General features: G+C 51.5%; 33 protein-coding genes. 15 read left to right on the top strand and 18 right to left on the bottom strand.

Annotated features, from left to right (window positions below):
* Nucleotides 1-30: 30 nt before the first annotated feature.
* From mgtE to BZG83_RS03995, 12 genes are all read right to left on the bottom strand, one after another.
* Nucleotides 31-1,398, bottom strand: coding sequence for a magnesium transporter (mgtE, locus tag BZG83_RS04050; protein WP_077479461.1), 1,368 nt, complete (start codon nucleotides 1,396-1,398; stop codon nucleotides 31-33).
* A 121-nt stretch (nucleotides 1,399-1,519) separates the two neighbouring features.
* Entirely contained in the window at nucleotides 1,520-1,795 is a 276-nt protein-coding gene (locus tag BZG83_RS04045) for an HPr family phosphocarrier protein (protein WP_077456362.1), read from the bottom strand.
* Entirely contained in the window at nucleotides 1,792-2,643 is an 852-nt protein-coding gene (rapZ, locus tag BZG83_RS04040; RefSeq protein ID WP_077479460.1) for an RNase adapter RapZ, read from the bottom strand. Before rapZ ends, BZG83_RS04045 begins: the two co-directional genes overlap by 4 nt.
* A gap of 26 nt (nucleotides 2,644-2,669) precedes the next feature.
* Nucleotides 2,670-3,113: a PTS IIA-like nitrogen regulatory protein PtsN gene (ptsN, locus tag BZG83_RS04035; RefSeq protein ID WP_069588129.1), complete on the bottom strand. Its 444-nt coding sequence runs from the start codon at nucleotides 3,111-3,113 to the stop codon at nucleotides 2,670-2,672.
* Between the two features lie 3 nt (nucleotides 3,114-3,116).
* Entirely contained in the window at nucleotides 3,117-3,404 is a 288-nt protein-coding gene (hpf, locus tag BZG83_RS04030) for a ribosome hibernation promoting factor (protein ID WP_077479459.1), read from the bottom strand.
* Nucleotides 3,405-3,430: 26 nt separating this feature from the next.
* Nucleotides 3,431-4,888, bottom strand: a complete 1,458-nt coding sequence (locus BZG83_RS04025; RefSeq protein ID WP_077479458.1) for an RNA polymerase factor sigma-54 — start codon at nucleotides 4,886-4,888, stop codon at nucleotides 3,431-3,433.
* A gap of 124 nt (nucleotides 4,889-5,012) precedes the next feature.
* Nucleotides 5,013-5,738 carry an LPS export ABC transporter ATP-binding protein gene (gene lptB, locus BZG83_RS04020; RefSeq protein WP_069588123.1) on the bottom strand — a complete coding sequence of 242 codons (726 nt, stop codon included), beginning with the start codon at nucleotides 5,736-5,738 and terminating at the stop codon, nucleotides 5,013-5,015.
* 8 nt (nucleotides 5,739-5,746) lie between these two features.
* Nucleotides 5,747-6,265: a lipopolysaccharide transport periplasmic protein LptA gene (gene lptA / locus BZG83_RS04015; RefSeq protein WP_077479482.1), complete on the bottom strand. Its 519-nt coding sequence runs from the start codon at nucleotides 6,263-6,265 to the stop codon at nucleotides 5,747-5,749.
* Nucleotides 6,246-6,809, bottom strand: a complete 564-nt coding sequence (lptC, locus tag BZG83_RS04010) for an LPS export ABC transporter periplasmic protein LptC (protein WP_077479457.1) — start codon at nucleotides 6,807-6,809, stop codon at nucleotides 6,246-6,248. Before lptC ends, lptA begins: the two co-directional genes overlap by 20 nt.
* The gene (gene kdsC / locus BZG83_RS04005) at nucleotides 6,806-7,366 is read right to left on the bottom strand and encodes a 3-deoxy-manno-octulosonate-8-phosphatase KdsC (RefSeq protein WP_077479456.1); all 561 of its coding nucleotides are present in this window, start codon (nucleotides 7,364-7,366) and stop codon (nucleotides 6,806-6,808) included. The genes lptC and kdsC overlap by 4 nt, the downstream gene beginning before the upstream one ends.
* On the bottom strand, nucleotides 7,366-8,334 hold the full coding sequence (locus tag BZG83_RS04000; protein ID WP_077479481.1) for a KpsF/GutQ family sugar-phosphate isomerase: 969 nt from the start codon (nucleotides 8,332-8,334) through the stop codon (nucleotides 7,366-7,368). Before BZG83_RS04000 ends, kdsC begins: the two co-directional genes overlap by 1 nt.
* 11 nt (nucleotides 8,335-8,345) lie before the next feature.
* Nucleotides 8,346-9,308: a calcium/sodium antiporter gene (locus tag BZG83_RS03995; RefSeq protein ID WP_077479455.1), complete on the bottom strand. Its 963-nt coding sequence runs from the start codon at nucleotides 9,306-9,308 to the stop codon at nucleotides 8,346-8,348.
* A 315-nt stretch (nucleotides 9,309-9,623) separates the two neighbouring features.
* On the opposite strand from BZG83_RS03995, the gene mlaF reads away from it, so the two are divergent.
* The 7 genes from mlaF to murA are packed head-to-tail and all read left to right on the top strand — an operon-like array spanning nucleotide 9,624 to nucleotide 14,198.
* Nucleotides 9,624-10,421 carry a phospholipid ABC transporter ATP-binding protein MlaF gene (mlaF, locus tag BZG83_RS03990; RefSeq protein WP_077456374.1) on the top strand — a complete coding sequence of 266 codons (798 nt, stop codon included), beginning with the start codon at nucleotides 9,624-9,626 and terminating at the stop codon, nucleotides 10,419-10,421.
* Entirely contained in the window at nucleotides 10,421-11,200 is a 780-nt protein-coding gene (mlaE, locus tag BZG83_RS03985) for a lipid asymmetry maintenance ABC transporter permease subunit MlaE (protein WP_175418646.1), read from the top strand. Before mlaF ends, mlaE begins: the two co-directional genes overlap by 1 nt.
* A gap of 2 nt (nucleotides 11,201-11,202) precedes the next feature.
* Nucleotides 11,203-11,682, top strand: a complete 480-nt coding sequence (gene mlaD / locus BZG83_RS03980; protein ID WP_077479454.1) for an outer membrane lipid asymmetry maintenance protein MlaD — start codon at nucleotides 11,203-11,205, stop codon at nucleotides 11,680-11,682.
* Between the two features lie 4 nt (nucleotides 11,683-11,686).
* Complete coding sequence (gene mlaC, locus BZG83_RS03975; protein WP_077479453.1) at nucleotides 11,687-12,361, top strand: phospholipid-binding protein MlaC; 675 nt, start codon at nucleotides 11,687-11,689, stop codon at nucleotides 12,359-12,361.
* Nucleotides 12,358-12,672: an STAS domain-containing protein gene (locus tag BZG83_RS03970; protein WP_077479452.1), complete on the top strand. Its 315-nt coding sequence runs from the start codon at nucleotides 12,358-12,360 to the stop codon at nucleotides 12,670-12,672. Before mlaC ends, BZG83_RS03970 begins: the two co-directional genes overlap by 4 nt.
* A 2-nt stretch (nucleotides 12,673-12,674) precedes the next feature.
* Complete coding sequence (gene ibaG / locus BZG83_RS03965) at nucleotides 12,675-12,929, top strand: BolA family iron metabolism protein IbaG (protein ID WP_077456380.1); 255 nt, start codon at nucleotides 12,675-12,677, stop codon at nucleotides 12,927-12,929.
* Between the two features lie 9 nt (nucleotides 12,930-12,938).
* A complete protein-coding gene (gene murA / locus BZG83_RS03960; RefSeq protein ID WP_077456382.1) occupies nucleotides 12,939-14,198 on the top strand; it encodes a UDP-N-acetylglucosamine 1-carboxyvinyltransferase in 1,260 nt (419 codons plus the stop codon).
* A 102-nt stretch (nucleotides 14,199-14,300) separates the two neighbouring features.
* On the opposite strand, the gene degS is transcribed toward murA, so the two are convergent.
* The 3 genes from degS to zapG all read right to left on the bottom strand — a co-directional run bounded on the left by degS (nucleotide 14,301) and on the right by zapG (nucleotide 17,356).
* Nucleotides 14,301-15,374, bottom strand: coding sequence for an outer membrane-stress sensor serine endopeptidase DegS (degS, locus tag BZG83_RS03955; RefSeq protein ID WP_077479451.1), 1,074 nt, complete (start codon nucleotides 15,372-15,374; stop codon nucleotides 14,301-14,303).
* A 141-nt stretch (nucleotides 15,375-15,515) separates the two neighbouring features.
* A complete protein-coding gene (locus BZG83_RS03950; protein WP_101494742.1) occupies nucleotides 15,516-16,880 on the bottom strand; it encodes a Do family serine endopeptidase in 1,365 nt (454 codons plus the stop codon).
* A 68-nt stretch (nucleotides 16,881-16,948) separates the two neighbouring features.
* On the bottom strand, nucleotides 16,949-17,356 hold the full coding sequence (gene zapG / locus BZG83_RS03945; protein ID WP_077479449.1) for a Z-ring associated protein ZapG: 408 nt from the start codon (nucleotides 17,354-17,356) through the stop codon (nucleotides 16,949-16,951).
* Between the two features lie 200 nt (nucleotides 17,357-17,556).
* Between zapG and zapE the strand changes: the two genes are divergently transcribed.
* The 8 genes from zapE (at nucleotide 17,557) to sspB (ending at nucleotide 23,981) form a co-directional block, all read left to right on the top strand.
* Entirely contained in the window at nucleotides 17,557-18,663 is a 1,107-nt protein-coding gene (gene zapE, locus BZG83_RS03940; RefSeq protein ID WP_077479448.1) for a cell division protein ZapE, read from the top strand.
* Between the two features lie 284 nt (nucleotides 18,664-18,947).
* On the top strand, nucleotides 18,948-19,376 hold the full coding sequence (rplM, locus tag BZG83_RS03935; RefSeq protein ID WP_077456388.1) for a 50S ribosomal protein L13: 429 nt from the start codon (nucleotides 18,948-18,950) through the stop codon (nucleotides 19,374-19,376).
* A gap of 13 nt (nucleotides 19,377-19,389) precedes the next feature.
* Nucleotides 19,390-19,779: a 30S ribosomal protein S9 gene (gene rpsI / locus BZG83_RS03930; RefSeq protein ID WP_069588094.1), complete on the top strand. Its 390-nt coding sequence runs from the start codon at nucleotides 19,390-19,392 to the stop codon at nucleotides 19,777-19,779.
* A 365-nt stretch (nucleotides 19,780-20,144) separates the two neighbouring features.
* On the top strand, nucleotides 20,145-20,735 hold the full coding sequence (gene petA, locus BZG83_RS03925) for a ubiquinol-cytochrome c reductase iron-sulfur subunit (RefSeq protein WP_069588092.1): 591 nt from the start codon (nucleotides 20,145-20,147) through the stop codon (nucleotides 20,733-20,735).
* Nucleotides 20,735-22,000 carry a cytochrome b gene (locus BZG83_RS03920; protein WP_069588091.1) on the top strand — a complete coding sequence of 422 codons (1,266 nt, stop codon included), beginning with the start codon at nucleotides 20,735-20,737 and terminating at the stop codon, nucleotides 21,998-22,000. Before petA ends, BZG83_RS03920 begins: the two co-directional genes overlap by 1 nt.
* Nucleotides 21,997-22,734: a cytochrome c1 gene (locus tag BZG83_RS03915; protein WP_077479447.1), complete on the top strand. Its 738-nt coding sequence runs from the start codon at nucleotides 21,997-21,999 to the stop codon at nucleotides 22,732-22,734. Before BZG83_RS03920 ends, BZG83_RS03915 begins: the two co-directional genes overlap by 4 nt.
* Before the next feature lie 87 nt (nucleotides 22,735-22,821).
* Nucleotides 22,822-23,460 (top strand): stringent starvation protein SspA, encoded by a 639-nt coding sequence (sspA, locus tag BZG83_RS03910; RefSeq protein WP_069588088.1) that lies wholly within the window; start codon nucleotides 22,822-22,824, stop codon nucleotides 23,458-23,460.
* On the top strand, nucleotides 23,460-23,981 hold the full coding sequence (sspB, locus tag BZG83_RS03905) for a ClpXP protease specificity-enhancing factor (protein ID WP_077479446.1): 522 nt from the start codon (nucleotides 23,460-23,462) through the stop codon (nucleotides 23,979-23,981). Before sspA ends, sspB begins: the two co-directional genes overlap by 1 nt.
* A gap of 121 nt (nucleotides 23,982-24,102) precedes the next feature.
* Here sspB and pyrI read toward each other — a convergent pair whose 3' ends face one another.
* The 3 genes from pyrI to argF all read right to left on the bottom strand — a co-directional run bounded on the left by pyrI (nucleotide 24,103) and on the right by argF (nucleotide 26,733).
* Nucleotides 24,103-24,570, bottom strand: coding sequence for an aspartate carbamoyltransferase regulatory subunit (gene pyrI, locus BZG83_RS03900; RefSeq protein WP_069589977.1), 468 nt, complete (start codon nucleotides 24,568-24,570; stop codon nucleotides 24,103-24,105).
* Nucleotides 24,570-25,511 (bottom strand): aspartate carbamoyltransferase, encoded by a 942-nt coding sequence (gene pyrB / locus BZG83_RS03895; RefSeq protein ID WP_077479445.1) that lies wholly within the window; start codon nucleotides 25,509-25,511, stop codon nucleotides 24,570-24,572. The genes pyrI and pyrB overlap by 1 nt, the downstream gene beginning before the upstream one ends.
* A 214-nt stretch (nucleotides 25,512-25,725) precedes the next feature.
* Complete coding sequence (gene argF, locus BZG83_RS03890; RefSeq protein ID WP_077479444.1) at nucleotides 25,726-26,733, bottom strand: ornithine carbamoyltransferase; 1,008 nt, start codon at nucleotides 26,731-26,733, stop codon at nucleotides 25,726-25,728.
* Between the last annotated feature and the right edge of the window lie 19 nt (nucleotides 26,734-26,752).

Genomic DNA, 26,752 nt, shown 5'->3' with positions numbered 1-26,752 from the left:
AATGGCTCGCCTTTTTTAATCGCGGTCAGATTAGGTAATAAACAAGGTAGCGAGGCCAAGAAAGGCAAGGAGTCCAACCACGTCAGTGACGGTAGTCAGTGCCATGCCTCCTGCCAGTGCCGGATCAATATTGTATTTTTTTAACAGGGTCGGGATGGCGACTCCGGCAATCCCAGCGATAAATAAATTCATCATCATCGCACCGGCAATGATCAATCCAAGCTCAAGGTTCCCTTTCCATAGCACCACGACGCCGCCAATAATCATCGACCATACCAAGCCATTGATAAGTCCAACGGTGGCCTCTTTGGCCAGCAGCCAGCGTGTGTTGGAGTCACCAATGTGACCCACGGCTAACCCGCGAATGACCAAGGCAACGGTTTGATTCCCCGCTACACCGCCCATCGAGGGGACGATAGTCATCAATACCGCAATCGCAGCCATTTTATCGAGCGTGCCTTCAAACATGTTCGACACGGAGGCTGCGGTCAGTGCTGCAAGTACATTGATCCCCAGCCAGATACTGCGACGACGCGCACTTTTAAAGGCGGGCGCAAAGGTGTCTTCGTCATCGTCGAGACCGGCCAAGCCCATCATCGAGTGCTCGGCATCTTCACGAATAATATCGACCACGTCATCGATGGTAATACGGCCGACAAGGTGATTCTGTTGGTCGACGACAGGGGCGGAAACCCAGTTACGACGCTCAAAAAGGCTCGCCACATCGCCATCGTCCATGGTCACGCTAATGGCTTCATCCGGATCGTCCATGATGTCGACCACTTCCGTGTCCGGCTGGTTAACCAACAAGGCGGCAATAGGTAAATTGCCAATCAGTCGGCCATTCGGGTCAATCACATAAAGCGCATCAGTGGTATCGGGTAGCTCGCCTCGCATGCGTAGATAACGCAGTACCACATCGACAGTGACGTCGCCTCGAATGGTGACCACGTCGGTGTTCATCATCCCGCCCGCAGAGTCTTCCGGGTAGGAGAGCGCTTGCTGGATGCGCGCACGGTCTTGTGCGTCCATCTCTGCCAGCACGTCTTGTGAGACATCTTGAGGCAAACTACGCAGCAGATAAGCGACGTCGTCGGTTTCCATCCCTTCGGTAGCGGCGGCAAGTTGCTCGGGCGCCATACGCACCATGATGCCGTCTTTCACATCCTCAGACAGCTCATCGAGGATTTCACCTTGGTCTTCGGGATCCGTCAGTTGCCAGAGAACTAAACGGCCTTTGGGCGGCGAGGCCTCAAGTAGGTGGGCGATGTCTTCCGGCTCCATGTCTTCCAACATGCGGCGGACGCGGACAAACATGCCTTGTTCCAGCAGTAGGCTAACTTCTTGTAGCCGTTGGTGGGTTTGATTGCTCTGTTCTTGTTCTGTCGTTTCTGCCATAGGCAACATCCCCCATTGCAATGTCTGAAATTCTAACGCAATCAGGGGAGTCTGTCGCATGACAAATGGGTTGCGTGTCAGTATAAGAAAGGAATTGCGTGCTGGTCAGCGCAGTGGGCGGTTAACTTTCTTCGTCAAATCCGGCATCGAATAGCGCTTTTACCGCGTTTAAAGCCGGTTCGGCTTGTGGACCCGTCGCGGTGAGGGTGATGGTTTGTCCTTGAGCCGATTCCAGCATCAGCATCGCCATCACGCTATCGGCCGTGGCGCGCTTATCGCCACTTTGCAACTCAATGGTGGCGTCGTAGGCTTGGAGCAGCTCAACCAGCTTCATGGCGGCGCGCGCATGTAAGCCCAGTCGGTTACGCACACACACATCCGTGTGCAGGGTGGTCATGACGATTGCTCCAAGGTGCGATGGCGAATCTGCACTTTTTCGCCGAGCTCCGTGAAGTAGTCAGACAGATATTGGGCARTATACACAGAGCGATGTTTACCCCCCGTACATCCAATTGCGACGGTAACATAACTGCGATTATTGTTTTTCAATGCGGGCAGCCAAGACTCAAGAAAGCCTTTGATTTGTGCAATCACCATCGCGACATCGGGTTGCGCGGCGAGGAACATGCGTACGGGCTTTTCTAAGCCGGTATGAGGGCGCAGGGTCGGCTCCCAATGCGGGTTGGGCAAAAAGCGAACATCAAACACATAGTCGGCATCGGCGGGTAAGCCATGCTTAAAGCCGAACGATTCAAACACCATCACCAAATCGCCACTAGCGCGGCCCAATACCAGTGAGCGTACCGACTCGCTCAAGTCGTGAATCGACAGCCCCGTGGTATTAATCACGCGGTCGGCGTGTTCCTTGATGGGCGCCATTTGTTGCTTTTCGGCTTGAATCGCTTGCTCAAGAGACAGGTTTTGGCGCGACAGGGGATGCAGGCGGCGCGTTTCACTAAAGCGTTTGATCAGGTCCTTGTCATCTGCATCCAGGTAATACAAGGTGACATCGCACACTTCCCGTAACGCGGCGAGGGTGTCAGCAATAGGCTCATTTGCGTTAGGCAGGTTACGAATGTCCAAGCTGACCGCAATTTTGGCCTCGGCATCTTCTTGCGACGTGACGAAGTCGCGCAACAGATTCACAGGGAGATTATCAACGCAGTAATACCCGAGATCTTCGAGCACCCGCAACGCCACAGATTTGCCTGACCCCGAACGGCCACTGACAATTTTCAGCATCATAATAGACTCCCGTCAGCCCTTACTCGTTATTGAGTCATGATATTGTACAGCTCTTGGTCCGAATCTGCATTGCGAAGCTGTCGGCATAGCTGTTTATCATTGAGCTTTTCGGCGATGGCCGAGAGGGTTTGGAGATGGTATTTGCACTGTTCGTCCGGGACGAGTAGCGCGAAGAGCAAATCGACGGGGCGTTTGTCGATAGCGTCGAACTCAATCGGCTCTGCACATTGCAACAACACGCCAATAGCATGGTCACTGTCCGTGATGCGGCCGTGTGGAATGGCAATCCCTGAGCCGATACCTGTGGTGCCCAGCTTTTCACGACTTAGCATGCATTCAAACAATTGTTGCGCGTTGATCCCCAACTTGTCCGCAGCCACTTGGCTAATGATTTCTAGGGCGCGTTTCTTGCTGGAACAGTGGACGGCACTGCGTGTGCAGTCCACTGTGAGTACGTCTTTAAGTTCCATAGCTTAATGCTGTWTGAGCTTCTCTTTATGTTTACTCAATTGCTTGACCAACTTGTCGGTCAACCCATCAATGGCCGCATACATATCTTGCGACTGTGCTTTAGCATGAATCTCTCCATTGTTGACATGGAGCGTCGCTTCAGCGATTTGGTCGAGCTTTTGGACCGTCAACACAACGTGGACATTATTAATGTGCTCGAAAAAGCGCTCGAGTTTAGCAAACTTTGTATCCACATACTCGCGTAATGGTGGCGTGATTTCGACATGATGTCCGGTCAGGTTGATTTGCATACACATCTTCCTTCTGTTGAGGCGCCCTAAAGCAGGCGCTTACGCTGGTTTGACGGCGCAATACCGAGCGACTCCCGATACTTAGCGATGGTCCGTCGTGCAACTTTGATGCCTTGCTCAGCTAACAAGGCGGCAATTTTGCTATCACTGAGGGGCTTGTTGGCAGGCTCCGCTGCCACCAATTTTTTGATCAGGGCACGAATGGCTGTCGAAGAGCATTCGCCGCCATTGTCCGTGCTCACGTGGCTTGAGAAGAAGTACTTCAACTCAAAAATACCGCGTGGCGTATGCATAAATTTTTGGGTGGTCACACGAGAGATGGTCGACTCGTGCATGTCGACGTCCATGGCGATATCGTTAAGCACCATGGGCTTCATGGCTTCTTCGCCATACTCAAAGAAATCTTGTTGATGCTCGACAATACAGCGGGCCACCTTCAATAAGGTCTCATTGCGGCTTTCGAGGCTTTTAATCAGCCACTTGGCTTCTTGCAAATGGGAGCGAATAAACTGACTATCTGACGGGCTACAGCCGTTACGACCATAAGCGGCATATTGCTCATTGACCTTAAGCTTAGGAACGCTATCTGGGTTGATTTGTACCACCCATTTGCCGTGATGTTTAAACACGGAGACATCCGGTACCACGTATTCTGCTTCGTTGGTCACGATCAGGTTACCCGGACGTGGCTCAAGACTATGGATCAGTTGCATCACGGCTTTAAGATCCGGCTCTTTTAGACGGGTATCTCGCATCAGTTGACGATAATCGCGGTTGGCGAGCAAATCCATATGTTGGGTGAGCACGGTACGTGCCTCATCCAGCCAGGGCGTTTCTGGATTGTATGTCGCTAATTGGAGCAATAAGCACTCTTGTAGCGAGCGAGAGGCTACACCCAATGGATCAAAGTGTTGAACACGTTTTAATACGGCTTCCACTTCGTCAAGCTCAATCTCCTCACTGCCCAAGCTTTCTATGATCTCATCCGTGGTGACTGACAGATAGCCTTGATCGTCCACCGCATCGATGATCGCCAAGGCAATCGCTTGATCCGTTTCCGAGAAGGGGGTGAGGTCGAGCTGCCATTTTAGATAGTCGTAAAGGCTTTCGGTGGTTTCACCTTGATACACGGGAAGCTCATCGCCGCCCGAGGCAATGCCAGTACTGCCGGTTCCCGCGCTATAGACGTCATCCCAAGTGGTATCCACCGGCAACTCGTCGGGCATTTCGTTTTTCTCGAAGGCGTCTGAGGTTTCTAACGTGTCGGCGCTGGCAGTGGCGGTTTCCGTGGTGTCGTTATCATTACGCTCCGCGGCCTCTTGCTCTTGACCCTCGTCCTGTTCCAACAGCGGGTTGGTTTCCAACGCTTCTTGGATCTCTTGCTGCAAATCTAGCGTCGACAACTGCAGCAGGCGAATAGCCTGCTGTAGCTGCGGTGTCATTGCGAGTTGTTGTCCAAGCTTGAGCTGAAGCGTGGGTTTCATAGGGGCGTTACACCTTTCCTTTTACAACGACCAATGAGGTTAAAACGCTTGCTCTGAGATGCAGGGCAAGCGCTCTATAAATAACTATAGCCGTGATTGGCAGATTTTAGCGTGAGCGAGTCCACTATAGCTTGAACTGATCACCGAGATAGACACGTTTGACGTGCTCGTCATTCAGCACTTCATCAGGGGTGCCGTGCGCAATCAAGTGTCCTTGGCTGACAATGTAAGCATGCTCACAGACACTCAAGGTTTCTCGAACATTGTGGTCGGTGATCAGCACGCCTAAGCCACGATCGCGTAGGTGTTCGATGATCTTTTTAATGTCGATCACGGAGATCGGATCGACGCCGGCAAACGGCTCATCAAGCAAAATGAATTTCGGGTTAGCGGCGAGGGCGCGTGCAATTTCGACACGGCGTCGTTCGCCCCCTGACAGCGCCATGCCAAGGCTATCGCGGATATGCTGAATATTAAATTCATCCAACAAGTCTTCGGCTTTGTCTTGACGCTCCTCTTTGGTGAGGGATTTTCGCGTTTGCAGTACCGCCATCAAATTGTCGTAGACGGTGAGCTTGCGAAAAATCGAGGCCTCTTGCGGCAAATAACCGATGCCAAGACGTGAACGGTTATGCATCGGCTGAATGCTAATGTCTTGATCGTCGATAAAAATTGCCCCTTCGTCGCGAGCGACAAGACCGACAATCATGTAAAACGATGTGGTTTTACCTGCACCATTTGGGCCGAGTAGGCCGACGATCTCGCCGGATTTTACTTCCAGACTGACATCGGCGACGACTTTTCGTCCTTTATAACTTTTCGCCAAATTGGCCGCTTTTAACGTTGCCATAGGGCCTCTTATTGCGATTCTSACTCAGATGGGCTTTTAGTGGTCGGCTGCAAGATAGTAGTGACACGCTTATTGCTGTCACTTTCTGCGACCAATTGCTGCTTATCAATTTGATAGGTGATCACGTTGCCTTCGACTTGATTACCCGCTTGCTCCAGCATGGCATTGGTCGACATTTTCAAAAACTCGTTGCCCACTTCGTAGCGCAACTTATAGGCTTCACCGTGCAGCTTTTTACCATCATCCATGGTCTGCTCGAAGGTCGCGGGTTTACCGAACGCTTCAATGGTTTCATCGCCTTCTTGGCCTTGAGGGCGGATCACGACCAGCTTGTCGGCCAGAATTTTAATGCTWCCTTGGGTCAGTACAACATCTTGGGTAAAGGTCACCGTGTTGGTGGCCATGTCCAAATGCTGGCTCTCAGATTGAATATAAATAGGCTGCTCTGTGTCGCTACTCAATGCCAATGAGTAGTGCGAAAACAGCAACATGGCACCTGCCAGTGCTTTAACGAGGGGTCGTTTCATATCGGCCTTTAACATCGTTTAACAGTTCCATCTGGTGGTTACCGAAGTTCCCTTTCACGCGTTGTCCTTCGGTTTGAAAGCCAACGCCAGTGATGGTGGTGGGACGGTCGGACCAAAAGTCTCGCGTGGTGAGATCCAACGTCACAGTCTCGGTGGCTACCGAATGAATTTGCGCGTTCGGTAGCAAGTTAAAAATTCGCACTTTGCCTGTCATCGTCAATATGTGCTTATCAGACAGCACCGCATAGTTTGCACTGATGCGCCACTCTTCGTCTTTACCATTGTTATAGGTCCATAAGACAGGCTCATTAAAGTGGGTTTCATCAATGTTGGCGTAGTGCTCTAAGTGCTCAGCGTCAACGGTATAGCTGCGTATCCCATCGGCGTTGTATTGCACGGTTTTAATTTGTTCACCGGTAAACAGAGGCTTTTCTGCGTCCGGCTCAACTTGTACCGCACGCTCCCAGACATGTTGAGAAAGCAGATAATAGCCGGTTAGGGCACACAGTACTATCAGCACCAGCATGCTTAGCCGCTGCATCATACGCTTAAGCCCTTGTGCTGATCGAGCTCGCCTCGTGCCTCGAGGATCAGATCGCAGACTTCACGGACCGCGCCGAACCCACCACGGATTTGGGTCACCAGATCGGCACGTTGTTTTAATAGCGGGTGACCGTCTGCCACACAAACCGCGAGGCCGACTTTTGCCATTACGGGCCAATCAATCAAGTCATCACCGATATACGCGGTGTGCTCAGGGCTAACGTTGCATTGCTGACAAAGGTCGTCGTACGCAGCTAGCTTGTCACTTTGTCCTTGATAGACATGACGGACCCCTAAGGCGTTCATTCTATTTTCGACAATCTTAGACTGTCGACCTGTGATCACTGCGACCTCAATACCAGCGTGCATCAAGGCTTTGATGCCGTAGCCATCACGGGTGTGAAAGGCCTTCAGCTCCTCGCCTTGATTGCCCATATACACGCGACCATCGGAGAAAACGCCATCGACATCGCAAATCAGTAGCTGGATCGTCGCCGCGCGTTCGAACAGGGTGGTGGCAACAGGGCCATATAAGGTGTCAGTCACAGGTGCGGACATTACATTACTCCGGCTTTCAAAAGGTCATGCATGTTGAGGGCGCCAAGAAGCTGGCCATTTTTCGCCACCAGCAGCCCGTTAATTTTACGCTCCTCCATGAGTTTGAGTCCTTCTGCCGCCAGCAGTTCCGGTTCAATGGTGATCGGATTGGCGGACATCACCTCGCCAATGGCGGTGGTGTGTAAATCAATGCGTTGATCGAGTAAGCGGCGCAGATCGCCATCGGTAAAGACGCCTGCCAACTGTTGCTCTGCATCGACCACGGCGGTCATTCCCAGGCCTTTTTCTGACACTTCCAGCAAGGCATCGCGCACGGTGGCACTGTCTGGCACCACGGGTAAACGCTCGCCTTGATGCATCAGATCGCTAATACGTAAGAGTAGTTTGCGTCCTAATGCGCCGCCCGGATGGGAGAGGGCAAAGTCATCGGCGGTAAAACCTTTTGCTTGCATCAATGCCATGGCAAGCGCGTCGCCCATTACCAAGGTGGCCGTGGTGCTGGATGTTGGCGCAAGCTTAAGAGGGCACGCCTCTTTGGGTACGTGAATATTGAGATGGACTCTGGCGAGTTGCCCCATACTCGAGTTGGGGTTGCCCGTCATACAGACTAACGGGATCCCGAGACGTTTAATCACCGGCAGTAAGGTAAGAATCTCACCGGCTTCGCCCGAGTTGGAAATGGCTAACACCACGTCGCCTTGATTTATCATCCCAAGGTCACCGTGACTTGCCTCACCTGGGTGCACGAAAAACGCAGGCGTTCCTGTGCTTGCAAGGGTAGCTGCAATCTTACGGCCGATATGGCCCGACTTGCCCATTCCCATTACCACCACTTTGCCGGTGGCGTTCAAGATTAATCGACAGGCGGCATCAAAATGCTCGTCAATCGCCGTTTTGAGTTGTGCAATCGCATCTTGCTCAATGGTAAGCACATCAAGTCCTGCGCGACGAAAATCAAATTCACTCATCACCATGTCCATTATGCGGCAGCGTTAACAAAGAGATAGCCTTGATAGGCGATATAACACATCAAAAAGATCGCCCCTTCAATGCGGTTGATACTGCGTGATTTGCCTAATGCGAAGACCAGTAGCATCACAGAGAGAACCAGCATGATGTAGTAATCCCGCCCCATTGCAAATTCACTGATCGGTGACGGGTTAAGCAAGCCCGGGATCCCCATCACTGCCAAGATATTAAACACGTTCGAGCCGATAATATTGCCGACAGCGAGATCGTCTTCCCCTTTCATCACGCCGGCAATCGAGGCGGCGAGTTCGGGCAAGCTGGTGCCGATAGCAATGATGGTCAAGCCAATCACTAAGTCGCTCATGCCAAAGTATTGAGCAATGGTGACTGCCGAGTCGACCACTTGATCGGATGACAGCAATAGCAAAGGCAGACCGATTAAAATCCACATCACCGCTTTTAGATTACTGACATCTTGCGGAATGTCGGATTCCTGATCCGCCAGCATAGGATCGGTCCCGCCTGAGTCTTTGCCAATTTTGATCATGGCAAGGATAAACACCACGAATAAGACCAACAGACCCACGCCTTCGAAAAAGCCGAGGTGGTTGTTCCACAAAAGAGCGCCGGCGAGCAAGGTGACCGCCATCATTAATGGTAGTTCGCGGCGCAAAATGATAGAGCTAATCGACAAAGGCTTAATCAGGGCGGTAAAGCCAAGAATGAGGGCAATGTTGGCGATGTTTGATCCTAAGACATTCCCCACCGCGGTGTCGGTTTTATCTGCAAGCGCGGCATTGGCCGATACCATCATTTCAGGCGCGGAAGAGCCCATGGCCAGAATCGTCATGCCAATGACAAGAGGAGAGACGCCGTAGTTTTTCGCGATCGCGGCAGCGCCGAACACAAGTCGGTCAGCACTCCAAACCAGTAACACTAATCCCACAATAAGTATGGCAACCGCTTCTACCATGACACCTGTCCTTTGCGTTTTTAAATTGGCGTAAATGAGGTGCAATTCTGACGGCTAACGTGGCAAATGTGAAGCGAAAAGCCCGCACCATCGCCGTTAATGCGTTGCTTTTCATTCATGAACGGGAACTCGTTGGCACTTTTTCGGTCCATATAGGCCATTCTTCCTCGATGAGCGGGTGAATGGCTATACTGCCATAATCAGGGCTATATCACGTCCTATCAGGCAGGGAGCAGGCGTTGCTTGTGTTAGCATAGGGGACGCCTTATTATCAGCCACTTAATTTTTATCCTATCTAACCATGAGAATGCGGCAATGGCAGCACAGAGCCTGATAGATATTAACGGGATGACATTCTCACGGGGCAGCCGGTGCATTTTCGATCATATTGATTTGCAGGTGCCGCGTGGTCAGGTGACCGCCATCATGGGACCATCTGGCATTGGTAAAACAACCCTATTGCGTTTAATTGCTGGTCAGCTAAAGCCTGATGCCGGCGACATTGTTTTTGATGGCCACAATATTCCCACCTTAGGGCGTCGTCGTTTATTCGATGTGCGCCAACGGATGAGCATGTTGTTTCAATCTGGCGCCTTGTTCACCGATATGTCGGTGTTTGATAATGTGGCCTTTCCCTTGCGTGAGCACACGCAGTTGGATGAATCCCTCATTCATACCATTGTGATGCTGAAGCTCGAGGCGGTAGGGCTGCGCGGGGCAGCTGCATTAATGCCCAGTGATCTCTCTGGGGGGATGGCTCGCCGTGCCGCACTGGCGCGTGCTATTGCCCTCGACCCAGAACTGATTTTGTTTGATGAGCCCTTTGTGGGACAGGACCCAATTACTATGGGAGTCTTGGTCACCTTGATTCGCCAGCTTAACCAAGCCTTGGGGCTGACCTGCGTGGTGGTATCCCACGATGTGCCTGAAGTGATGAGCATCGCGGACAAAGTCTATCTGTTGGCAGACAGCCGGATCATCGCCAGTGGCACACCGCAATCGCTGCGTGATAATCAAGATCCTTGGGTCAAACAATTCCTCGAAGGGCACGCAGATGGCCCTGTACCATTCCGCTATCCTGCGGGTCAGCTAGAGCAGGAGATTTACCGGTGATAAAAACGCAGATTGCGGATGTGGGTCGCCGCGCGATGGGCGTGGCTGAGTCGATGGGGCGCGCCACCTTTGTGATGACCGGCGCGCTGGTGGGCAAACCACAGCCGAGCAAGACCTTCCCGCTCTTGATTAAACAGCTTTACTCGGTGGGCGTTCGCTCACTGGCGATCATCATCGTATCAGGCCTATTCATTGGCATGGTATTGAGTTTACAAGGCTATTTAGTGTTGTCCGATTTTGGCGCAGAAACCAGCCTTGGGCAAATGGTCGCCTTGTCGCTGTTACGCGAACTAGGCCCGGTGGTGACGGCATTGCTGTTTGCCGGACGGGCGGGCTCAGCGCTGACCGCGGAAATTGGTCTGATGAAAGCCACTGAGCAGCTATCCAGCTTAGAGATGATGGCGGTTGACCCGCTTCGCCGCGTGATCGCGCCGCGCTTCTGGGCCGGTGTGATTGCGATGCCGTTGTTGGCGGTGATCTTTATGCTGGTGGGCATCTGGGGCGGCGAGCTCGTCGGGGTAGACTGGAAAGGCATCGATCACGGTAGTTTCTGGTCTGTGATGCAAGCATCGGTCGATCTGGGCTACGACGTTGGCAACGCACTGATCAAAAGTGTGGTATTTGCTATCGCAGTGACTTGGATTGCCCTGTTTAACGGTTACGATGCCACGCCGACCTCGGAAGGTATCAGCCGTGCCACCACACGCACTGTGGTGCACTCTTCATTGGCCGTGCTCGGCCTTGACTTTGTCCTTACTGCACTCATGTTTGGGAATTAATCATGCAACAGAGTCGAAAAACAGAATTTTGGGTAGGCTGCTTTGTCATCGCCGGCATTGCAGCATTATTGGTGCTGGCGTTCCAAGTGGCGGATGTTCAACGTTGGGGACGAGCGGATACTTACACCTTAACCGCAGAGTTTGACAACATTGGTGGCCTGAAAGTGCGCTCACCGGTCAAAGTCGGGGGCGTGACCGTGGGTCAGGTGACGGCTATCTCGCTGAATGCAGAAACCTATGTGCCGAAAGTCACCCTACAGATTAACAGTAGTGCGGGATATTTCCCTGAGTCGAGCTCGGCATCGATTTACACCGCAGGATTACTCGGTGAGCAGTACATTGGTATTACGCCCGGGTTTGTCGATGAAGCATTAGGCATTGGCTACCTTGAAGACGGCGGTAAGTTAGAAGACACCAAATCCGCGCTGGTACTCGAGGACTTAATTGGACAGTTCTTGTATAGCGTGGGCGATAAGGAGTAATCGAATGAAGAAGGTTTTGATCACACTGTCATCAGCGCTGATCGTGTTTGTCGCCAGTGTCAGTTCGTTTGTGCATGCCAGTGAGCCGGTGGACCAAACCAACCCCTACCGGTTGATTGAGCAAGTGGCTGACAACACCTTTACTCGCCTGCGTAAAGATCGCACCTTGTTCCGCGCCGATCCGGATTTGCTGCGTGACGTGGTGAAAGACGAGCTACTGCCCTACATCCACACCCGCTATGCGGCGTCGTTGGTGCTAGGTGCGCAGCATTATCGTCAAGCCACCCCTGAACAGCGCGATGCATTCACCGAGGCATTCACCGAATACATGATTGCTTCCTACGCACAAATCCTGCTCGAGTACGACAACCAAGATGTCAACGTGCAACGTGACCAAGCCATTGGTGATGACGACAAGATTGTAAAAGTGCGCGTGGATATCACCGATTCCTCGCGTCCGCCGATTCGTCTTGATTTCAGCCTGCGTAAAAATACTCGGACAGGAAATTGGCAAGCCTATGACGTAACGGCGGAAGGGGTGAGTATGATCCAATCTAAACAATCAGAGTGGAAAGCGCCGCTGCGTCGTGATGGTATTGATTCTGTGATTGAACAGCTCAAAGAGCTGGCGGCAAAACCGATTCGTCGCGAGGATAAACAGAAACAGGGCGAGTCATGAGTGTCGAGTTAATTACAAGCGGCGGGCAGCATTACCACTTGTCAGGACGGTTAGATCGTGACACAGTGCCCGCTTTTTGGCGCCAGCGTAGCCAGTGGCTACCTAATGATTCGGCGCTGAGCCTGGATTTAAGCGGGCTATCTCGCGTCGACTCTGCCGGCATGGCCATGTTGTTGCACTTGGATAAAACCTTGAAAGAGAAAGGTCAGACCGTGCGCTACAGCGGCATGCCAGAGCAGCTCAAACTGTTGTTGACGCTAAGCAACATCGAGGCATTTTTTGACGATGCTGAGCATCAAGAAGGGGTTTAAACGTGGAAGCGAGCGAAGTTAAAGCCATTTTAGACGCGGCTCTGTCACTAGACGAGCTGCACGTGAAAGGCGACGGAAGCCACTTTGAAGTAGTGGCCGTGGCAGAGATGTTCGACGGAATGTCGCGTGTGAAAAAACAGCAGACCATCTACGGCCCGCTGATGGAGCACATTGCACGTAACGATATTCATGCTGTGAGCATTAAAGCGATGACCCCCGCAGAGTGGGCGCGCGATAAAAAGCTGATGCAGTTGTAAGAGGGTCAGATGCAAAAGTTTCGAGTGACGGGCAATGGCCCGCTTAAAGGTGACGTGGCCATTTCCGGCGCGAAAAATGCAGCTCTCCCTATTTTATTTGCTTCACTGTTGGCTGAAGAGCCCGTTGAAGTCGCCAATGTGCCTAAACTCCGCGATATCGATACCACTATGGCGCTATTATCGCGCCTTGGGGCAAAAGTCAGCCGCAATGGCTCTGTCCATGTCGATGCCAGCGATATCACGGAACTGTGTGCCCCCTATGATTTGGTTAAAACCATGCGTGCGTCGATTTGGGCGCTCGGCCCCTTGGTCGCACGTTTCGGTAAAGGGGAAGTGTCTTTACCCGGCGGATGTGCGATTGGTGCCCGTCCGGTGGACTTGCACATTAACGGCTTAGAGCAGCTCGGCGCCACCATCACACTCGATGAAGGCTATGTGCGAGCCACCGTCGATGGTCGTCTAAAAGGAGCCCACATTGTGATGGATAAAGTCAGCGTGGGTGCTACCGTCACTGTGATGTGTGCTGCCACCTTGGCAGAAGGCACCACGGTGATTGAAAACGCCGCCCGCGAGCCAGAAATCGTGGATACGGCGAAATTCCTCAATACCCTTGGGGCGAAAGTCAAAGGCGCAGGCACCGACCGGATTGAAATTGAAGGGGTTGAACGTCTTGGCGGCGGCGTACATGCGGTGGTTGCTGATCGGATTGAAACCGGTACCTTTTTGGTGGCTGCGGCGGTTTCAGGCGGCCATATCGTCTGTCGCAATACTTCTCCGGATTTACTCGAAGCCGTGCTTCATAAATTGGAAGAAGCTGGCGCTAAGGTCACCACAGGCGATGACTTTATCGAGCTGGATATGACCGGCCGCGAACTGAAAGCGGTGAATGTACGTACCGCGCCGCATCCGGGCTTCCCAACCGACATGCAAGCGCAGTTTACCTTGCTGAACTTGGTGGCGAAAGGGACCGGGATTATTACCGAAACTATCTTCGAGAATCGCTTTATGCATGTGCCTGAACTGCAACGTATGGGCGCACACGCAGAAATAGAAGGCAACACCGTGGTGTGTGGTGATTGCGATAGCCTCAGTGGCGCGCAAGTGATGGCCACTGATCTGCGTGCCTCGGCAAGCTTAGTGATTGCTGGATGCATTGCCAAAGGCGAAACCGTGGTGGATCGCATTTATCATATCGATCGCGGTTATGAGCGTATCGAAGATAAACTGCAAGCGCTGGGCGCGAAAATCGAGCGTATTGACGGCGAGTAAGCGCGTCGTACGATGAGTTAACGAAAAAACGCCAGCCTTGATGGGGCTGGCGTTTTTGTCTTTGTGAGGCGTCAGCGTGTGCTAACGATGCGTTGCCGTCGACTATTGGCCGCTGTCTGGCTCGTTCCCGACCGTCACCGGCAGGGTTAAACTCTCACCATCGCGAATAAGGGTAATCGAAAGTGTTGTGCCAGGACGCGCATCGGTGACAATATCCATCGCCCCACGGGCACCTTTAACGGGTTTATCGTTAATTTTAATGATCAAATCTTGCGGCTGAATTCCCGCCTTTTCTGCCGGGCCGCCTTTATCCATGTCCGCCACCATTACGCCGCGCTGTTGCTCGGCATCAAGCAAGCGCGCCATCACTGGATTGACGTCACGACCATCGATACCAATGTAGCCTCGGATAACGCGCCCATCAGCAATCAATTTATTCATGATCTTTTCGGTTAAGCGGTAGGGAATGGCAAAGGAAATCCCGTAGGTTTCCAGATCGGTTGCCTGCTGAAACGAAGCGGTGTTGATCCCCACCAGCTCACCGCGGCTATTCACCAACGCGCCGCCGGAATTCCCTCGGTTAATTGCGGCATCGGTTTGCAGAAAGTCTTGGCGGCCATAAAAGCTCATCCCAGTGCGGCCCGTGGCGGAGATAATGCCGTAAGTGGTGGTTTGTCCGAGGTTATACGGGTTACCAATCGCAAGAACGGTATCGCCAACGGTAGGTTGATAGTCTTGGTTGACTGGGATTACGGGTAAGTTTTCAGCTGGAACTTTCAGCACCGCCAGATCCGTGCGTTGATCTTTACCGACCATTTGCGCGGTAAAAATACGGCCGTCTTGCAGGGCAACAATCACCTGATCCGCTTTGGCGACCACATGGTAATTGGTGACCACATAGCCTTTGGCGCTCATGATCACGCCTGAGCCAAGTCCTTGGGTATTGAGCTGCAAACGGTCGCCGCGAACGTAATTGCGGGTATAAATATTCACCACCGCGGGAGAGGCGCGCTTGACCGCATAACTGAATGAAACCAGTTCAGGCTGTTGGACCTCATCAAAATCGGGCAAGGATGAAACACTAAAAAGGCCTGAGCGTAGATCAGGCACCGCAACCAAAATTAGGGCGGCAGTGAATAAGCCAATAAGCGTGGAGCGAACCAATAGTGCCAGCATAAATGATGCTATCCTCAACGAAGCCAACTGCGAGGCTAGAGGATAGCATTGCAACAATCGTTTGTGGAAATGCAAAGCGGTGAGCTTTGTACAAAAAATGCCTGCCAAGAGGCAGGCATTTTGCGTGAGGCAAAGGCGGGATTAACGGATCACTAAATACAAGGAGCCGTTATCTCGAGCGATGTTCAGAGCCAGCACATTCGGCTTGTCTTCCAAAATCTTACGTAAATCACCGAGGTTTTCGACCTTATGTCGGTTCACCCCGACAATCACATCTCCTTCGCGCAGCCCGTATCGCGCCGCCAAAGACCCTTCTGCGACCGCAGCGACTTCTACACCGGCAGGATCGCCATCATGGTTTTTCAGCTCAGCGCCTTTCAACGCCTTATGCAGGTCATCGGCTTTGGCTTGCGTTTGGCTCGCTTCTTTCAGCGTGGTTTTGGCCGTGATGGTTTCGCCATCTCGGATCACACCCAGCTCAACGTCTTTGCCTGCGCCCAAGGTCGCGATTTTTGCGCGTAGCTCGCCAAAGGTACGGATACTCTTACCGTTGACCGAAACAATAATGTCGCCGGCTTTTAAGCCAGCCTCTTCGGCGGCAGAGTCCGGCATCACTTGGCTGACAAACGCACCATGTTTGGTGGCAAGGCCAAATGCATCTGCCAACTCAGAGGTCAGCTCACGGCCGGTCACACCCAGCATGCCGCGACGTACCGAGCCATATTCGAGAATTTGGTCGACCAAGCTTTTCGCCATGTTGGCTGGGATGGCAAAACCAATCCCGACGTTGCCGCCATTGGGGCCTAAAATCGCGGTATTGATACCAATCAACTCACCATTCAGGTTCACCAACGCGCCGCCGGAGTTACCGCTGTTAATCGCGGCATCGGTTTGAATAAAGTTTTCAAAGTTTTCTAAATTCAAACCACTGCGTCCGAGCGCAGAGATAATCCCTGAGGTGACGGTTTGCCCCAGTCCAAAGGGGTTACCAATCGCGACGGCAAAATCACCGACGCGTAGTGCGTCTGAATTAGCCAGTTTGATTGCAGTGAGGTCTTTCGCTGCGTCATCCAGTTGCAGCAGGGCAATATCTGACATCTCATCGCTGCCAATTAGGCGTGCGTCATATTCACGGCCATCTTGCAGCTGGACGCGAATTTGGTCGGCGTCATCAATCACATGATGGTTGGTAACAATGTAGCCTTTGTCGGCATCGATAATGACGCCAGAGCCTAAGCCGCGGAATGGGCGCTCTTGGACTTGCTCAGAAGGCATGTTGGGGCCAAAGAAAAAACGGAACGCTTCGGGAACACGTTGTTTCGAAACTTTATTACCCTCGACAGCGATACTGACCACGGCAGGAGAAACTTTCTCAAGCATTGGCGCCAAGCTAGGCATGGTCTGACCGCTCACCGCTTGAGGAAGTGCCGCATGGCTAGGAAGAGGAGAAAACGCCGCGCCAAGGGTCAACGCGGCAACACTAATCGCTAGTAAAGACTTTTTCATCATAGACTCACTCCGATTGTCCGAGTATGGATAAGAGTGGGGTCTATCTTAAAAAGTTCAATCCTTGATCAACTCACGCGCGATTTTCCTTCTTCTTTCAATAGCCCAGAGCCAGTGTCAGAGTAATCGCGTGGCGGTTGGTCGCCGTCAGTGGCTTCTTTAATCTCGGTGATCTTGCCTAAGCGCTTCGCAAAAGGATTATCTTGCTCGGGTAAATTCGGCATCAGATCGGAAGACGTTTTTGCCATATGCTGATACAGCTTGCTGTAATCCTTCGAGATGGTATCGAGCAGATCAGCACTTTGGGCGAAATGATCGACCAACTCTTGGCGATATTGCTCCAGCTCGTAACGTGACTTTTCCAGCTCCCTTTTTAAATCTTTTTGTTGTTTGAGGTCACGCGTAGTCATGCGGGCTATCAAAAAGCCAACCGCTACGCCGATGATGAGAAAGATCAGGCTATTAATCCAAGCCATAACTGCTCCTTGTAGTCACAAGTTGACCAACCACAGATACCATTTTCCCGCCTAAAAAGACAAGCGAAACGCCTCTGCTTGTTTCAACTTTAGCGCACTGTTTTGAGAAAAGTGAAGGTTGGTGATTGCTGCTCACTATACATGGCAATCGTCTGACGTGGTACTATCGAGGCAGGCGAATAACACGAGGCTTTCAAGGAATGACGCCGCTCGAACATTATAATAACGATCTGACCCAAAACGATTTTATTGAAGACCCCGCACAGCGTATGGCCGTTGAGAAACTCGATGCGCTCTATCACCGCTTACTACAAACGCCTGTGGTTGCGCCTAAGCCTGATAAGCGTGCTTGGCTACCATGGCGTAAATCGACCCCCCAACCGATCACACCGGTTAAAGGACTTTACTTTTGGGGCGGTGTCGGACGCGGTAAAACCTATCTGATGGATACCTTTTTCCATGCGCTACCGTTTGAAAACAAAATGCGCATGCACTTTCACCGCTTTATGCATCGGGTGCATCAAGAGTTAAAAGCGCTGGATGGTGAGGCCGATCCGCTTTGGCAAATCGCGGATAAATTTGCCCAAGAGACACGCGTTTTGTGTTTCGATGAATTTTTTGTCTCTGATATCACTGATGCGATGATCCTCGGCACCTTAATGGAAGCCCTGTTTGCGCGCGGTATTACGCTGGTGGCCACATCAAACATTGTGCCTGACGAGTTATATCGTAACGGCCTGCAGCGACAACGATTTTTACCCGCGATTGATTTAATCAATCAGCATTGTGAGGTGGTAAACGTTGACTCGGGGGTGGATTATCGCCTGCGCACCCTCACTCAAGCAGACATTTTTCATCACCCCTTAGGTGACAGTGCTCGTGCCAAAATGGACGACTACTTTCGTAAGCTCAATGGCGAGGGTGGGGTGCGCGATGATGTGATTGAAGTGAACCATCGCGCGCTGCCAACCATTGAAAATGGTGATGGTGTCGCGCATTTTAGTTTTGCTGAGCTGTGTCAGTCCGCACGTAGTCAAACCGATTACATGGAATTGGCGCGTTTGTATCACACGGTATTGCTGGCCGATATGCCGCAACTTCAGGCTAATCAAGAAGATGCTGCCCGTCGTTTTATTGCTTTAGTGGATGAATTTTACGAGCGTAACGTTAAGCTGATCATTTCTGCAGCGGTGCCGATGGACAGCCTCTATGCAGGCGAGCGATTGCGGTTTGAGTTTGAACGTTGTCAGTCGCGCCTTATCGAGATGCAAAGCCACGAATACCTTGCATTGGCGCACTTACCATAGGCTGTCGCGCACCTGTTGGCGCTTTGCGCATCAAGCGATTGCTAAACAATAACCAGTTGCGCATCAAGCGATTGCTAAACAATAACCAGTTGCGCATTTTGGTGGGATTTTTTTTGAAAAAGAGGTGATTTTTTCTCCACTCTTCCCTATAATCCCGCAACCCACCGTTACTGTTGAAAGGCTTAGGCCGAGGGTACCACCACTCGAAGGGGTGTTGTATGGACTCTTAACAGTGGGAGCTTCGGCTCCTTAAGTGAAACTTATTAAATCGGGTAATCATTAGCATGAAAACTTTCGTTGCTAAACCAGAAACTGTAAAACGCGACTGGTACGTTGTAGACGCTGAAGGCAAAACTCTGGGCCGTCTGGCTACTGAAATTGCATCTCGTCTGCGTGGTAAGCACAAACCAGAATACACCCCTCACGTTGACACCGGTGACTACATCGTTGTTATCAACGCTGAGAAAGTTACTGTAACTGGCCGCAAAGCGTCTGACAAAATGTACTACAGCCACACTGGCTACGTAGGTGGCATTAAGTCAATCAGCTTCGAGAAGCTGATCGCGCAAAAACCTGAGCTGGTTATTGAGAAAGCCGTTAAAGGCATGCTGCCTCGCGGTCCTCTAGGTCGTGCGATGTACCGTAAACTGAAAGTTTACGCGGGTTCTGAGCACAAGCACGCGGCACAACAACCGCAAGTACTAGACATCTAAGAGGAATATAGCAATGGCAGAACAATACTACGGCACTGGTCGTCGCAAAAGCTCCGCAGCTCGTGTATTCATCAAGCCGGGCAGCGGTAACATCGAGATCAACAAGCGTTCTCTGGACACTTACTTTGGTCGCGAAACTGCTCGCATGGTTGTTCGTCAGCCACTAGAGTTGGTTGAGATGATCGACAAGCTGGACCTGTACATCACCGTTTCTGGTGGTGGTATCTCTGGTCAAGCGGGCGCTATCCGTCACGGCATCACTCGTGCACTGATGGAATATGATGAGTCTCTACGTCCTGCACTACGTGCAGCTGGCTTCGTGACTCGTGACGCGCGTAAAGTTGAGCGTAAAAAAGTGGGTCTGCGCAAAGCACGTCGTCGCCCACAATTCTCGAAGCGTTAATTTACGCCCGAGCAATATTTGCCTCAAAAAGCCTGGTGGTTACACCGGGCTTTTTTTATGTTTGCACCAAACGGCTTACAAATATATTTCCTTTCAAAACAGCGTATAAGCACGCATTTTCCAACATTTCTATTACCCTTTCCTTAATTCTGTGCACACCGCTCACATTTGTTACAAAAAGGTAGCTTTATCTTGTCAAAAAGTAGGGTTTTCTCTATCATCTAGCCGACGTAATAGCAGCTAAGATTTAATCGAACTGATCCCRGTCAGCCGTTATTACATATTCGTTTTTRAGTWAGCCGTACGCTCCATGGACGCAAAGGACACAATAAAAATCCAAGCGGGAGCACATGGGAGAATGTTGGATGAGCAATGCGCCAGTGAATACCGGCCGACGCCGTTTCCTGACTGCGACGACGTCAGTTGTTGGCGGTTTAGGGGCCGTAGCAGTTGCCGTGCCTTTTATTAAGTCCTGGAACCCAAGCGCCAAAGCAAAGGCCGCGGGGGCGCCAGTTGAAGTCGATATCAGTAAACTGCAAGACGGCCAGATGATCCGCGTCGAATGGCGAGGAAAGCCTGTATGGGTGGTCCGTCGCAGCCAAGCAATACTCGAAGAGTTGTCTACGTTTGAAGACAGACTTCGTGACCCCGCGTCTGAGCAACCTCAGCAGCCAGGGTATGCAACCAATCAAACCCGTTCTATCAAGCCAGAAATCTTTGTTGCGGTTGGTATTTGTACCCACCTTGGTTGTTCACCAACCTATTTGCCAGACAGCTTTAGCGAGCAGGTGAGTGGGGTGAAAGCCGGGTTCTTCTGCCCGTGCCACGGTTCCAAGTTTGATATGGCCGGACGCGTATTCCAAAGTGTTCCAGCGCCGCTTAACTTGGTGGTGCCGCCTTATATGTTCTTGGACGACAAGCGCATACTCGTGGGACAAGATGAGGGGAATGCGTAATGGAAAATTTCCTGAACTGGGTTGAAAAACGTATTCCAGCGATGAATGCGTACCGTAAACACATGACCGAATACCCTATGCCGAAGAACTTTAACTTCTGGTATATGTTCGGTGTGTTGGCGATGATTGTTTTGGTTAACCAAATTCTTACAGGGATTTGGCTAACCATGAACTATGTGCCGTCAGCAGAAGGCGCGTTCGCGTCGGTTGAATACATCATGCGTGATGTGGAATACGGCTGGCTGCTCCGCTACATGCACTCCACCGGGGCCTCGGCCTTTTTCGTGGTGGTGTATCTGCACATGTTCCGCGGGTTAATTTACGGCTCGTATCAAAAGCCTCGTGAACTGCTGTGGCTGTTCGGTATGTTGATTTTCTTGGTGCTAATGGCCGAAGCCTTTATGGGCTATCTGCTGCCATGGGGTCAGATGTCATACTGGGGCGCGCAGGTTATCATTTCTCTGTTTGGTGCCATTCCGGTTATCGGTGACGACCTCACCCTGTGGATCCGTGGTGACTACGTCGTTTCTGGCGCAACATTGAACCGCTTCTTTGCGCTGCACGTCATTGCGTTGCCGATTGTGCTGCTGTTGCTTGTTGTGCTTCACGTACTGGCACTGCACGAAGTGGGCTCAAACAACCCAGACGGTATCGATACCAAACTGCCAAAAGGCAAGATGGGCGACGATTACCAGTCACAGTTTAAGTTCCACCCTGACTACACCAAGAAATATGACATCATCGATTCGATCCCTTTCCACCCTTACGGGACGGTGAAAGATCTGATTGGTATCGGTGTGTTCGGCATCTTGTTTGCCTACGTCATTTTCTTTAACCCTGAAATGGGCGGCTATTTCCTTGAGCCACCTAACTTTGAAGCGGCGAACCCGCTGAAGACGCCTGAGCACATTGCCCCGGTTTGGTACTTCACGCCTTTCTATGCGATTTTGCGTGCGATTCCAGACAAACTGATTGGGGTTATCGCCATGGGTGCATCGATTGTGGTGCTGTTCTTGTTGCCATGGCTTGACCGCTGTCGCGTGCGTTCATACCGCTACCGCAGCAAGTTGCACTTGGCGAACATTGTGCAATTCGTGATTGCCTTTATCGCTCTGGGCATTCTCGGTGCGTTGCCTGCGACGCCAACTTATACCTTGCTGGCGCAGATCTTCAGCTTCTGTTACTTCATGTTCTTCGTGCTGTTGTTCTTCTACAGCAAAAATGAAGCAACAAAACCGCTACCAGAGAGGGTGACATTCAAATGAAAAAATGGATTGTAATGTTATGCGCGCTGTTGCCCTCTTTGGCGATGGCCGCCGGTGGTAATGTTCATTTGGACGATGCCAACAACGACTTAACGGACAAAGCCTCATTGCAACGTGGTGCCAAGCTATTTATGAACTACTGCTTTGGTTGTCACGCCACGCAATATCAGCGCTATCAGCGTGTGGCTGAAGATCTCAACATCCCGAAAGACTTGATGGAAGATAACCTCATCTTCGACAAAAACGCCAAGTACGGGGATTTGATGAAAAACGCCATGTCGCAAGAATCGGGTGCCAAATATTTTGGTGCCCCAGCGCCGGACCTCACCTTGGTGGCGCGCGTGCGTGGTGTCGATTGGCTATACACCTATTTACGCTCGTTTTATGTTGACCCTTCTCGTCCATTTGGCGTGAACAATACAGTCTTCCCTAATGTGGGTATGCCACACGTGCTCGAAGAGCTACAAGGGACACCGCGTAAGGTTTACGAGCAACGTATGGTTGACGGTAAAATGGTTGWAGAGTTCGTTGGCCTAGAATCTGATGGCAACGGTGAGCTCAGCTCCGGCGAGTACGACAATGCCGTGCGCGATCTGGTTAACTTCCTTGAATATGCCGGCGAACCTGTAAAGCTAGAGCGTCAGCAACTAGGTTGGTGGGTGATTGGCTTCTTCGTGATATTCCTTATCTTGGGTTACCTACTCAAGAAAGAATATTGGCGCGATGTGCACTGATCGGTTAATCTAGTGTGTTGCTAATCCGCAATGGGGACGCTTTGTCCCCATTGCTTTCTATTGATATTGAACATCCTGGAGGGGTTGATGGCTGTTGCTGCCAATAAACGCTCGGTGATGACGTTATTCTCTGACGCATCTGATCTCTATAGTCATCAGGTACGCATCGTCCTCGCAGAGAAAGGTGTCAGTGTAGAAATTGAGTTGGTAGATCCGAACAATCTGCCTGAGGACTTGGTTGATCTGAATCCTTATAACTCTGTTCCGACCTTGGTGGACCGTGAACTTGCGTTGTATAACGCAGACATCATCATGGAATACTTGGATGAGCGTTTCCCTCACCCGCCATTGATGCCAGTTTACCCGGTTGCGCGTGCGCAAAGCCGTTTGATGATGTATCGCATCAAACGTAACTGGTATACCTTGGTTGAAAAGATCAGCCACGGTAGTGCTGATGAGGCCGACAAGGCACGTAAACAACTGCGCGAAGAGCTACTGGCACTGGCGCCTGTGTTTGCGGAAAGCCCGTACTTCTTGAGTGAAGAGTTTAGCCTTGTTGATTGCTATCTTGCACCACTGCTGTGGCGTTTGCCTGTTCTGGGCATTGAGCTGGCAGGCCCAGGCTCTAAAGAAGTCAAAGACTACATGACGCGTCTGTTTGAGCGTGATTCATTTCTCGCCTCACTGACAGAAGCTGAACGTGAAATGCGACTAACGGGTCAATAATGTCTACATCAGAATTCTCGATGACACCACGCCGCCCTTATTTGGTGCGTGCTTTCTATGATTGGTTACTCGATAACGAGCTCACTCCGCACATGGTTGTTGATGCAACCTTGCCGGGCGTGCAGGTGCCGTTTGACTATGTCAAAGACGGTCAAATCGTTCTCAATATCGCGCCACGCGCGGTTGGTAACCTTGAACTGGGTAACGAGTTCGTCAGTTTCAATGCCCGCTTTGGCGGACGGCCACAACAGGTCAATGTACCGATGTCGGCCGTGATGGCTTTGTATGCTCGCGAAAACGGCGCCGGCACCATGTTTGAAATGGAGCCTGCGTATGCCTCGTCAGAAGATGAAGAGATGCCATCGGGAGCCTTTGATGAACTGAACATCGATGATGACGAGCCATCGTTGGTGTCGGTCGATAGCGTCGACGATCCGGAAGCGTTGCCACAAGCCGAAGAGGATGAGATCCCAACTGCTCCGGCGAAAAAAGGGAAACCGACCCTGACTGTGGTGAAATAACCGATCTTATCGCTGTTTATTGAAACAGCCCGATCGCTTGATTAGAAAAGCCAGCTTAATGCTGGCTTTTTTGTTGACCTTGATAAGAACACAAGGGCTAGTCGGCGCGGATAACGAGTGCTTAGTGATTTTCGGTCATGATCTCGCGAGAGAAAACCTTTTCACAGTATTTGCAGCGTAGTTTGACATCTTGCTGCTCGGTTAACACCCGAAAGCTACTGACCACTGCAGGTTCACCGTGCGTGATACAGTTACTGTTCGGACAGCGGAACACACCTTGAATCACCTCGGGTAATGTCAGCGGCAGCTTAGCGACCACTTGATACTCTTCGATTTGATTCACTGTCGCTTGAGGCGCATAAAGTGCCAGCTGGCTGGCTTGATCTTCGCTGATCACCACGTTTTCAATTTTGATCAAATCCTTGCTGCCGAGCGCGGAAGAGGGCAAGTTCAAGCCAATGGTGATCCGTTCTTCACTGCCATGCATTTGAAAGAGGTTGAGGATCTTAAAGCCAATGTGCGCTGGAATATGGTCAATCACAGTGCCGTTGCGAATCGCTTCTACTTGTAGTTTGCTATCAGTGTTCATTAGGCGACTCCTTCCACTTGTTCATTTAACACCAAGGCCAATAGTGCTTCGCGCGCGTAGACCCCATTTTCGGCTTGCTCAAAGTAATACGCATGCTGGGTTTTATCGACATCCACGGTAATTTCATCCACCCGTGGCAGTGGGTGCATCACTTTCATATTGGGTTTCGCATCACGCAACATCGCGGCGTTTAAGATAAACGCAGCTTTGATATGGGCGTATTCTGACTCATCGAAGCGCTCTTTTTGCACACGGGTCATGTACAGCACATCCAACTCAGGCACCACTTCTTCAATGCTGCTATGCAGGCTGTAAGGGTGGCCCGCCGCGGTGAGCTCATCGAGCAAGTATTCGGGCATGGCAAGCGCATCGGGGGCGATATAAAAGAAACGGTTCCCTTCAAACTTGGATAAGGCTTGAGTGAGGGAGTGCACGGTACGGCCATACTTCAGATCGCCGACCATGGCAATGTTGAGGTTATCCAGACGGCCTTGGGTTTCATAAATGGAGAACAAATCCAGCAAGGTTTGGGTCGGGTGCTGGTTCGCACCGTCGCCGCCATTTACCACTGGCACACCTTCCGAAAACTCTGAGGCCAAGCGGGCAGCGCCTTCTTTGGGGTGGCGCATCACAAAGCCATCCACATACGATGAAATCACCCGTACCGAGTCAGCCAAGGTTTCACCCTTTTTACCTGATGAGGTATTGCCGCCATCAGGAAAGCCAATCACCGAGCCGCCTAAGCGCTGAATGGCCGTTTCAAACGACAAGCGTGTGCGGGTGGAGGCTTCAAAGAAGCAACTGGCAATCACCTTGTTTTTTAGCAGCGTCGGGTTAGGGCGTGCCTTGAGTTCGCCCGCCGTGGCAACGATTAACTCCAGCTCGTTGCGGCTGAGCTCGGGAATGGAAATAATGTGTTTGTTATACAGGGTATTGGCCATAACGCGAGTCCCTTTCTTTGCAGTGTGCTACAGGCAAAAAAAAACCTCCGAAACGGAGGTTTTTACGATCACGACCAATGCGGGTGCTGTCCCCCTGAGGGGCGGATAGCGCGCTGTTTGTGGGTGGAATAACAAACATATCGACTGGCCGTGTAATGAAATCTGGCCGAATTATACGCGCCTTTTTGTGGGGTGCAAGCAAAAGTGCAATCGTTTACGCCTGTGGTTTTACGAGTGTGGCGACCATCACAGCCTTGATGGTATGCATGCGATTCTCTGCTTGATCAAAGACGATCGACTGCGCAGATTCAAACACCTCTTCAGTCACTTCTAGGCCATTTAATCCATATTGTTCAGCCACTTGCTTGCCCACTTGGGTCTCATCATTATGGAACGCGGGCAGGCAGTGCATAAATTTCACCTGAGGGTTTTGTGTCGCTTGCATCAAGGCTGGGGTGACTTGATAAGGCGTAAGCGCGGCCACGCGTTGTGCCCATGCCGACTCGGGCTCGCCCATCGATACCCAAATATCTGTATACACAAAATCACAGCCTTCCACCGCGGCAGTTTCTTCACTTAAGGTGATCGACGCGCCGGTACTGGCGGCAATATCTTGGCAACGCGCGACCAAACCCTCGTCGGGCCAATAAGCCTTGGGCCCAATCAGGCGTACATCCATTCCCATTTTAGCGGCGCCTACCAGCAGGGAATTGCCCATGTTATTGCGCGCATCCCCCAAATAGGCAAAGGCGATTTGATTAAGCGGCTTGTCACTGTGCTCTTGCATGGTGAGCAGATCAGCAAGGACTTGAGTGGGGTGAAAGGTATCCGTTAGTCCATTCCAAACCGGCACGCCCGCGTAGGCTGCCAAGGTTTCCACCACATCTTGCCCAAAACCGCGATACTGAATGCCATCGTACATTCTTCCCAGTACGCGCGCGGTATCTTTGATGGTTTCCTTATGGCCAATTTGCGTACCGCTCGGGCCGAGATAGGTCACTTGTGCGCCTTGATCAAACGCAGCAACCTCAAAGGCACACCGCGTGCGCGTGGAGGTTTTCTCAAAAATCAACGCAATATTCTTACCCTTTAGACGGGCAACTTCTTCACCATTGGCCTTTGCCGCTTTTAACATCGCAGCGTCGTCCACCAAATCTTGGATCTGCGACGGGGACAGATCTAACAGTGTGAGCAGTGAGTGTTGGTAGAGGTTGCTTTTCATATCTATCCCTGTTTATGGC

Source organism: Salinivibrio sp. PR919, from assembly GCF_001995355.1.
Lineage (GTDB): Bacteria > Pseudomonadota > Gammaproteobacteria > Enterobacterales > Vibrionaceae > Salinivibrio > Salinivibrio proteolyticus.
This window is presented reverse-complemented; position numbering and strand designations above follow the sequence as displayed.